This is a genomic window from Arthrobacter sp. Br18, assembly GCF_000520555.1.
Classification (GTDB): domain Bacteria; phylum Actinomycetota; class Actinomycetes; order Actinomycetales; family Micrococcaceae; genus Arthrobacter_D.
Genome location: NZ_KI914884.1, coordinates 1 through 1,088, shown reverse-complemented (window position 1 = coordinate 1,088; position 1,088 = coordinate 1). Strand labels below are relative to the sequence as shown.

The following is a 1,088-nucleotide window of genomic DNA, read 5'->3' as shown; positions in this document are numbered from 1 at the left end:
AAGCCGCCGCAATGACACGGCTCGACGGCGAACGCTGGGGGGTCGCTTCCTCCGGGCTGAGCAACGTCCGCCGGAGGGCCGAGCTCGTGGCGGAGGACGTCGCGGAAGCGGAGCGCCAGCTTCATGCCTGAGGTTCCCTGCCGGATCCCGAAATAATTCCGGCATCGGACCGGTTGCCGCCTATATGACTACATCATCCAATGTTCTGACCGTATCCCCGGACCTCACGTTCAACGACGGCCACACCATCCCCCAGTTGGGGTACGGCGTGTGGCAGGTCGAGGATAAAGTCGCCGAGGACGTCGTCGGCACGGCATTCACCGTGGGCTACCGCCACATCGACACCGCGAAGATCTACGGCAACGAGGCTGGGGTGGGGCGCGCGATCGCGGCGTCGGGACTTGACCGCGATCAAATGTTCATCACCACCAAGCTGTGGAACGCCGATCAGGGGTACGACAGCACCCTGAAGGCCTTTGACGAGTCCATGGAGCGTCTCGGCCTCGAAACCCTCGACCTGTACCTGATCCACTGGCTGCAGCCGAAGCAGGGCAAGTACGTGGACACCTGGAAGGCTCTGGTCGAGCTTCAGAAGCAGGGCCGCGTCAGGAGCATCGGCGTGTCCAACTTCACCGTCGAGGCACTGCAGGAAATCATCGACGCCACGGGCGTCGTGCCGGTCATCAACCAGGTGGAAACGCACCCCTACCTCAATCAGGCCGAACTCCGGGCGTTCGAGGAAAGCAAGGGCATCCTTCACCAGTCATGGTCGCCGCTCGGCTCCGGCAAGGGACTGCTCGAGGATCCGGCGCTGCAGGAGATTGCTGCCAAGCGCAACGCCACCCCTGCCCAGGTGGTTCTCGCCTGGCACCTCGCACTCGGCAGTGTGGTCATCCCCAAGTCCGTCACCGAGTCCCGCATCAGCGAGAACTTCGAGGCGCTGAAGGTCACTCTCGAGGACAGCGACATCGAAACGATCAACGCTCTGGATAAGGGTGCCGAAGGCCGCATCGGCGCCGACCCTGCGACGGCGGACTTCGCCTAGGCCGCTTCTACCGCGGTCCGCGGAGGCACACCCCCCCCCCCCC

General features: G+C 64.3%; 1 protein-coding gene. It reads left to right on the top strand.

Annotated features, from left to right (window positions below):
- The first annotated feature begins 205 nt into the window (after positions 1 to 205).
- A complete protein-coding gene (locus Y704_RS0113915; RefSeq protein WP_026550570.1) occupies positions 206 to 1,045 on the top strand; it encodes an aldo/keto reductase in 840 nt (279 codons plus the stop codon).
- Positions 1,046 to 1,088: the final 43 nt, after the last annotated feature.